Below are 7,435 nucleotides of genomic sequence, written 5' to 3'. Positions count from 1 at the left end.
CCATTGCCAGCATTGAAGAGGTGTCGGTCAAGATTGAACAGGCGGGCACAGTGGTGCAGCAGCTGGAGGCCGACAGCGCCAACATCAGCGTGGTGCTGGATGTGATCCGCGATATCGCCGGTCAGACCAACCTGCTAGCCCTTAACGCCGCCATCGAAGCGGCCCGTGCCGGTGAGCAGGGCCGTGGTTTTGCGGTCGTTGCGGATGAAGTGCGCTCCCTGGCCCAGCGTACCCAGGACTCCACCGCCGAGATCAGCAAGATGATCGAGCTCTTGCAGAGCCGCGCCGCCGAGGCGGGCAACGCCATGCAGCTGAGCCGTCACCAGATGCAGGAGAGCGTCGGTCTGGCGCGGGATGCCGGTTCCAGTATCGAGTCCATCAACGGTGCCGTGGTGCGCATCACCGACATGAACACCCTGATCGCCACCGCCACCGAAGAGCAGAACGCGGTGACCGAAGAGCTCAACCGCAGCATCGTCAACATTCACAATGCCGCTGACGAGAATGCCCAGGGCGCTCATCAGATCGCCCAGGCTTGCGTCGAGCTGAGCAAGCTGGCCAACACCCTGCATCATATGACCCAGCGCTTCACCCTCTAAGGGTTGATGCATGGATAACAGAAGGCCCCGCAATTGGCGGGGCCTTGTTGTTTCTGGCGTTGTGGAAGGGCTCAGCTCAGGCCGACTATCTCGCCGTTCTCATCGATATCGATATGGCGATAGGCAGGCAAACTGCCCAGCCCCGGCATGGTCATGATGGGGCCCGCCAGCGCATAGACGAAGCCTGCACCGGCGCAGAGCTTCACCTCGTCGATGGGCACCTCGAAATCGGTCGGCACCCCTTTGAGGGCTGGGTCGTGGCTGATGGAGAGCGGCGTCTTGGCCACGCAGATGGGCAAGTGATCCCACCCTTCGGCGGAGAGTTGGGCCAGCTGCTGGCGGGCTTTGTCGGAGAGCTGCACCCCGCGGCCACCGTAGCCGCACTCCACCAGGGTCGCCAGTTTGGCGTCGAGGCTCATCTTGTCGGGGTAGAGCAGTTTTACCTTGGCGGGTTGTTCGCAAGCGGCGACTACGGCGCGGGCCAGCTTGCTGGCACCGGCACCACCCTGGGTGAAGGCGTTGGAGATGGCCGCGCCACAGGCTCCGGCTTGCTGCGCTTCATGGGCCAGCAGCGCCAGTTCGGCTTCGCTGTCGGTGGGGAAGCGGTTGATGGCGACCACCACCGGCACCCCGTAGCGACGGGCGTTCCGGATATGCCAGGCGAGGTTGGCGCAGCCCTGCTTGAGGGTCGGCAGATCCTCCCCCTGCAGGCTCGCCGGCAGCGGTTGGCCCGGGCGGATATCGAGCAGGCCGCTGTTGGCCTTGAGACCGCGCACCGTGGCCACCAGCACCACGCAGGCGGGGGTAATGCCGGATTGGCGGCTCTTGATGTTGAAGAACTTCTCCAGCCCCATGTCGGAGCCAAAACCTGCTTCGGTTACTACATAGTCGGTCAGGCCAAGAGCGATGCGATCGGCGATCACCGAGGAGTTGCCGTGGGCAATATTGGCAAAGGGGCCGGCGTGCACCAGCACTGGTGTCTGCTCGGTGGTCTGCATCAGGGTCGGCTGCAGCGCGTCTTTCAGCAGCACCGTCATGGCGCCCGCCACTTCCAACTGTTCGGCGGTAATGGGCTTGCCGTGAATATCGCGGGCCAGCTGGATGCGGCCGATGCGCTGGCGCAGGTCTTTCAGATCGCTCGCCAGCGCCAGAATGGCCATCAGCTCGGAGGCGGCGGTAATGACGAAGCGATCGCTGCGCTCCACACCATCGGCAGCGCCCCCCTGTCCAATCGTGAGGTGGCGCAGGGCGCGGTCATTCATGTCGAGGGTGCGTGGCCAGAGAATGTTGTCAGCATTGATATCGAGCCGCGGCAGGCCGGTTTTGGCGCTGAACTGGTCGCCGAGTTTACGCTCATGGAACAGGCGGGCATCGAGGGCTGCAGCCGCCAGATTGTGGGCCGCCGTCAGGGCGTGAAAATCGCCGGTAAGGTGGAGGTTCATCTCCTCCATCGGCACCACCTGGGCGTGGCCGCCACCGGCTGCCCCCCCCTTGACCCCGAATACCGGGCCGAGGCTCGGCTGGCGGATAGTGGCGATGCTGGGCTGGCCGATATGGTTGAGCCCCATGGAGAGGCCAAGGGTAGTCACCGTCTTCCCTTCACCGAGCGGGGTCGGGGTGATGGCGCTCACCAGTACCAGCTTGCCGCTCTGCTTGGGTTGAGACGTGAGCAGGTCGAGGCTGAGCTTGCCTTTGTAGTGGCCATGAGGGCTGAGCAGTTGCTGGGGGATGGCGAGGCGTTCGGCCAGCGCGTGGATTGAGAGACGGGGGGACTGGCGGGAGATCTCGATATCGCTTAGCATCAGCACCTCGTTGGCATATCGGGGTAAAATATGCGGCGCAGTCTAGTGGAATATAACGGGTAATCCAATGACGAAAACGATTTTATTTGGTGAGGGTGAGGTTCGTCAGAATCCTGTTCGGCTGGATCTCAACGCACTCTATCATCCCCCCAAGCAGCCGATGACGGCGCTGGGGATTGTCAGCGCGCTGGTGCCGTTGTTCGGTTTCGGCTGGCAGGCGATGACCCAGGACCCCGAAACCCAGCTGCGCCACGAGATCCGCAAACGGGTCAACAAGCACAAGACCGACGAGGCAAACCTCATTTTGATCCTGCAGCTGGCCGCCATGTTTGACTGCCCCGAGATTGAAGTGGCGCTCCCCTATGCCTTCAGTGAGCAGCAGTTGTCGGTTGTCCGCACCCGGCTGCCACGCTGGCAGTTAAGCCTCGAGCAGGAGCGTCTGCTAGCCAAGCTCACCCCTGTTGCCGCATCCACCACCGCATCCGGCCAGCGTTAGGTTTCAAGCTGGACCAGAAGGCCGTATCCTCTGCTCTGGCAATCAGGTCGGCGCATCCCACTGTTGCGGGGCGAGATAGCGCTCCTGCACGAACTCGATAAAGCAGCGCACCTTGGCCGAGACGAAGCGGCGGTGCGGATAGACCGCATAAAGTCCCACCTCTCCCTTGTCCCACTCAGGCAGCAGGCTGACCAGCTGCCCTGACCGCAGGGCCTCCCCCACGATAAAGGTGGGCTGCAATATGATGCCCTGATCATCACAAGCGGCGCGGGTCAGCGCCACCCCGTTGTTGGCCCGCAGCGGCCCCTGTGGCCGGATGCTCTGCTGCTCACTTCCCCGTTTGAAGTGCCACTCCGGCTGGGTCAGGGTGTAGATCAGACAGTCGTGCTGTTTGAGATCCTCGGGTTTTTCCGGTCTGCCCTTGCGTGCCAGATAGGCGGGGCTGGCGCAAAGCTCGACCCGAATGGTGGCAAGCTGGCGCGCCACCAGCGAGGAGTCGCTGAGGTGGCCGATCCGCAGCGCCAGATCGAACCCCTCTTCCACCAGGGCCACTCGCCGGTCGCTGTACTCGATATCGAGCTTGAGATCGGGAAAGCGCTGGCGAAACAGCGGCAGGGCGGGGGAGAGGTGCAGATAGCCAAAATCCATCGGCACCGAGAGCTTGAGGGTGCCGTTCGGCTGCTGGTTGTGGTGGGTCAGCTGGCTGTGGGTCTCTTCCAGCTCCGCCAGCAGGGCGAGGGATCGCTGGTAGTAGAACTGGCCCGCCTCGGTGGGATTGACCTGACGGGTAGTACGCGACAGCAGCCGGGTGGCGAGGGACTCCTCCAGCTGTTGCATCAGTTTGGAGGCCATGGCGACCGAGATGCCGAGCTGGTTGGCGGCCCTGGTAAAGCTCTGGCACTCCACCACCTTGATAAAGGTGCGCATGGCGGCGATCTGGTCCATTTTCCATCCTCAGTAAATAATGAATTTAATAAATCACTGATTATTCATCTTCAGAACGAGGTTAGCATTTTAACCACTGATGTGAACCCCAAGATGAAGGAACGAACGGATGAAAATGACCAAGGCTCTGCTGGCCTCCTGCCTGTTTATGGCTACCCCTCTGATGGCGGCGGATTACGACGTGGATGCGGCGCACACCACAGTGCAGTTCAAGGTGGGTCACCTGGGCTTCTCCGAGCTGGTGGGTCGCTTCAACACCTTCAGCGGCACCTTCAGCATGGATGACGCCAACCCGGCGGCCGCCAAGGCGAGCTTCGAAGTGGATGCCGCCAGCGTCGACTCCAATCACGAAGCCCGCGACAAGCACCTGCGCAGTCCGGACTTCCTCGACGTGAAGCAGTATCCCAAGATGACCTTCGTCAGCTCCGCTTACGAGGGCACCAAGGATAAAGGCGTGCTGAAAGGGACCCTGACTCTGCACGGCGTCTCCAAGGAAGTGGCCTTCGATCTGGTCAAGATCGGTGAGGGCAAGGATCCCTGGGGCGGCTACCGCAGCGGCTTCAACGCCTCCACCACCATCAAACGCAGTGACTTTGGCGTGAGCTACATGCTGCCCGGCATTCCGGACGAGATGAACATCAACCTGTTTGTCGAAGGCGTGCGCAAGTAATGGGCGCGGAACTTCTGCTGCAAACCCTGGCGGCTCCTCTGGGAGCCGCTTTGCTATCGTGGCGCTGGCCGCGACTGGGTTATCTGTGGGGCGCGCTGGCGCTCTGGCTGGTGGGATCCTGGCTCGGTGGCCTCTATGGCATACCGGAAAAGGCGTGGCAGTGGCTGCCGCTAACCCTGCTGGTCCCCGCCATTGCGGCTCAGGTGAACGATCTGCGCGGCTCGCTGCTGCTCTTTGCCGTGTTCAGCGCGCTGGTGTGGTGGCAGGGATTGGCATCGGTATTGGCGAGCGAACCCGGGATCTGGCTGGCGCTACTGCCCGCCATCCTCTGGTTTGGTTGGAGCGGTCTGCGCGGTGACAGCCGCGAAGGGCTCGGGTTTGCCCTCGGCTTTATCTGGTTGGCGCTGGTGATCGGCATCGATGGCAGTCTGCTGATTGCCCAGCTGGCCGGTGCGCTGGCCGCTTTCGCCGGTTTTCGTGCCCTGCTTGCCACCGTTGTTGGCACCAAGGTAGCCCCAGCCGGTCTGGCGCTGGCCCTCGCCTTCGTCCAGATGCTGGCCTGGCAATATGTGGAGGTGCCGCTGGTGGTGTTGCTGCCGGTCTGGTTGCTGCCGCTGCTGGAGTGGGCGTTACGTGACAAACCCTGGCCAGTGTGTTGGGGTGGGCTGATCCTGCTCGCTGCCGCGGGAACCGGACTAAGCCTATGGTGGGTGTGGCCTGCTGCTTCCTTGTACTGATTTTTGCATGAAAAACAGGCAATTACAGTCATTTTTGCATACTCGCTCATACTCTTGGCAGATAATGATTGAGCCCCATATGTGTTTCAGATAAAAAGGATTTTCATTTTATTTGGACACACACAGAACCCGGCCGCGCCGGGTTCTGTTTGCCTGCTTTGCGGCACATAAGGAGGCCACAGTTGCGCAGTCAAGGATCTGAGCATCTGTTTTTTCGCCATTTCACCGGACAGGGACGTATCGACGGTCTCTGCATTCTGCTGGTCACTCACCTGCTTCCCGATCGCCCCCGTTTTATCGACGCTCTCGGTCAGATTGGACGGATTGGCGCCATTTTACCCAAACCGAAATCGGTACACGGTCCGACCCTGGAGTGGGTATCCCAGCACTATCCGGTGCTGCCCCTCAACCGACGCTGGACCAATGAACCCGACAGCATCATCCAGCAGATTGCGCCGCTGGTGGCCCCCCACGAGCGGTTGCTGATCCTCGATATTGGCGGTTACTTTGCCAAAACCCAGGTGATCTTGAGTGAATACTTTGGCCCCCGTTTCCTCGGGGTGGTGGAGATGACCGAGAACGGCCATCAACGCTATGAGCAGGAGGTGCTGGCGACCCCTGTGGTGTCGGTGGCGCGCAGCCCCCTCAAGCAGGCCGAGGATATCCAGATTGGTTTGAGCGTGGTCTACTCCGCGGAGTCGCTGGCCCGCAACCTCAACCGTACCTTCAACGTCTGCGAAGCCGTGCTGTTTGGCTATGGCAAGGTGGGGCGCAGCATCGCCCGCGACCTGCGCTGTCGCAACCTCCATCTCGGGCTGGTGGAGACCGATGTGCTGCGACAGGTCGAAGCGCTCTCTCACGGTTTTCGCTTGATCACCAAGGCTGAAGCCTTGAGCCGCGCCGAGCTGGTGATCTGCTCTACCGGCAACGGCTCGCTGGACTTGGCGGATCTGCAGGCGCTGCGCCCCGGCACCATGGTCGCCTCGGTCACCTCGGCCGACGACGAGTTTGCCTTCTCGCTGGCCCAGTTGCCGTGGCCGAGCGAAGAGGTGTGCCCCCATGTGCTGGCCCTCAACCGGCCGGATGGCACCCAGATCTACCTGCTCAACCGGGGCGAGGCGGTCAACTTCGTTCATGGCGCCGTGATTGGCGAATATGTCTATCTGGTGCTGGCGGAGATCATGGAAGGGATCCGGATGCTGGCGGCAGGCCCTCTTGCACCCGGCCTGTTCGAGCTGCCAGAATCGGCGATGCGTACCATTGCCCGCCATTGGCTGGCCGACTTTCATGGGGTTGATCAGCACTGATTTGACCAAACCGGGAGCGGCCATTGGGCCGCGGAACGCCACTTCCCGCCATTGTCGCTTTTTTATGGAGTCACTCATGACCGAGTCTGAAACCCTGATCAGCAAACCCCGCATCGAAATCCGCTACTGCACCCTCTGTCGCTGGATGCTGCGCGCCGCCTGGCTGGCGCAGGAGCTGCTCTCCACCTTTGACAGCGATCTGGGGGAGGTGGCGCTGGTGCCGGCCAGCAAGGGGGAGTTCCGCATTCTGGTGGGCGGGGTGCAGGTGTGGGATCGGGTAGTCGATGAGGGCTTCCCCGAGGCCAAGGAGATCAAGCAGCGGGTGCGTGACGTCATCGCCCCTGAGCGGGATCTCGGCCACTCGGATCGCAAGGCGGCCGAGTAACGCCAGATGGGCCGAGCGCCTCGAATAGGTGCTGAGCATGAGAGCGAAAGGAGAGGGAGGCGATGGCCTCTCTCTCCTTTTTGCATTTGGCTGTTTGCCTGGCTCCAGCAGGGTTATAAGTGCGACTCGGCCAGATGACTGCCGATATAGCGGGCCCGCTTGTGGGACTTGATGCGGCTCACATCGACCCACACCAGCCCATCGATGCAGTGGTTGAAGTCGGGGTCGATGCCAAAATCCATAAACTGGACGCCGCCCGGCTCGCACAGCTCGGAATACTGCTTGTAGAGGGTAGGGATGGCGCAGCCCAAATTGTCGAGGCGGGCCTTGAGTGCTTTGAGGTCGGCGCCGTAATCCACCCCGTCGAACAGAGGTTGCGTCTCGGGGTAGGGGCGGCGCGAGGGGGCCAGCGCCAGCTCGGGGGCAAAGTGCTGGCGGTAGAAGCTCACCAGCAGATCCTTGGCCGCCGGCGGCAGGCTGCCGGAGAGCGACAC

The 7,435-nt window shown here is 62.0% G+C and carries 8 protein-coding genes and 1 pseudogene; 6 read left to right on the top strand and 3 right to left on the bottom strand.

What is annotated here, in order from left to right; all coding sequences use genetic code 11:
* Positions 1-599, top strand: a 599-nt coding sequence (locus DBR30_RS22150) for a methyl-accepting chemotaxis protein (protein WP_258224418.1), incomplete at its 5' end; no start/stop codon positions are given.
* A gap of 71 nt (positions 600-670) precedes the next feature.
* Here DBR30_RS22150 and DBR30_RS12285 read toward each other — a convergent pair.
* Positions 671-2,401, bottom strand: a complete 1,731-nt coding sequence (locus DBR30_RS12285) for a formate--tetrahydrofolate ligase (protein WP_108541451.1) — start codon at positions 2,399-2,401, stop codon at positions 671-673.
* Between the two features lie 67 nt (positions 2,402-2,468).
* On the opposite strand from DBR30_RS12285, the gene DBR30_RS12280 reads away from it, so the two are divergent.
* Complete coding sequence (locus DBR30_RS12280) at positions 2,469-2,897, top strand: hypothetical protein (RefSeq protein ID WP_108541452.1); 429 nt, start codon at positions 2,469-2,471, stop codon at positions 2,895-2,897.
* Positions 2,898-2,939: 42 nt separating this feature from the next.
* Here DBR30_RS12280 and DBR30_RS12275 read toward each other — a convergent pair whose 3' ends face one another.
* On the bottom strand, positions 2,940-3,842 hold the full coding sequence (locus DBR30_RS12275) for a LysR family transcriptional regulator (protein ID WP_058059914.1): 903 nt from the start codon (positions 3,840-3,842) through the stop codon (positions 2,940-2,942).
* Between the two features lie 109 nt (positions 3,843-3,951).
* Here DBR30_RS12275 and DBR30_RS12270 point away from each other — a divergent pair, with 109 nt between their 5' ends.
* The 4 genes from DBR30_RS12270 to DBR30_RS12255 all read left to right on the top strand — a co-directional run bounded on the left by DBR30_RS12270 (position 3,952) and on the right by DBR30_RS12255 (position 6,941).
* Positions 3,952-4,512, top strand: a complete 561-nt coding sequence (locus DBR30_RS12270) for a YceI family protein (protein ID WP_005334411.1) — start codon at positions 3,952-3,954, stop codon at positions 4,510-4,512.
* Positions 4,512-5,249: a hypothetical protein gene (locus DBR30_RS12265; protein WP_108541453.1), complete on the top strand. Its 738-nt coding sequence runs from the start codon at positions 4,512-4,514 to the stop codon at positions 5,247-5,249. Before DBR30_RS12270 ends, DBR30_RS12265 begins: the two co-directional genes overlap by 1 nt.
* A gap of 182 nt (positions 5,250-5,431) precedes the next feature.
* Positions 5,432-6,556, top strand: coding sequence for an adenosylhomocysteinase (locus tag DBR30_RS12260; RefSeq protein ID WP_005361782.1), 1,125 nt, complete (start codon positions 5,432-5,434; stop codon positions 6,554-6,556).
* Positions 6,557-6,632: 76 nt separating this feature from the next.
* Positions 6,633-6,941, top strand: coding sequence for a SelT/SelW/SelH family protein (locus DBR30_RS12255; RefSeq protein ID WP_042009815.1), 309 nt, complete (start codon positions 6,633-6,635; stop codon positions 6,939-6,941).
* A 113-nt stretch (positions 6,942-7,054) separates the two neighbouring features.
* On the opposite strand, the pseudogene DBR30_RS12250 reads toward DBR30_RS12255, so the two are convergent.
* A pseudogene (locus DBR30_RS12250) lies at positions 7,055-7,435 on the bottom strand (GNAT family N-acetyltransferase); the annotation flags it as partial.

Source organism: Aeromonas sp. HMWF017 (assembly GCF_003061465.1).
GTDB classification, from domain to species: domain Bacteria; phylum Pseudomonadota; class Gammaproteobacteria; order Enterobacterales; family Aeromonadaceae; genus Aeromonas; species Aeromonas veronii.
Note: the sequence above shows the minus strand (reverse complement) of the source record. Positions and strands in the feature narration are given on the sequence as shown.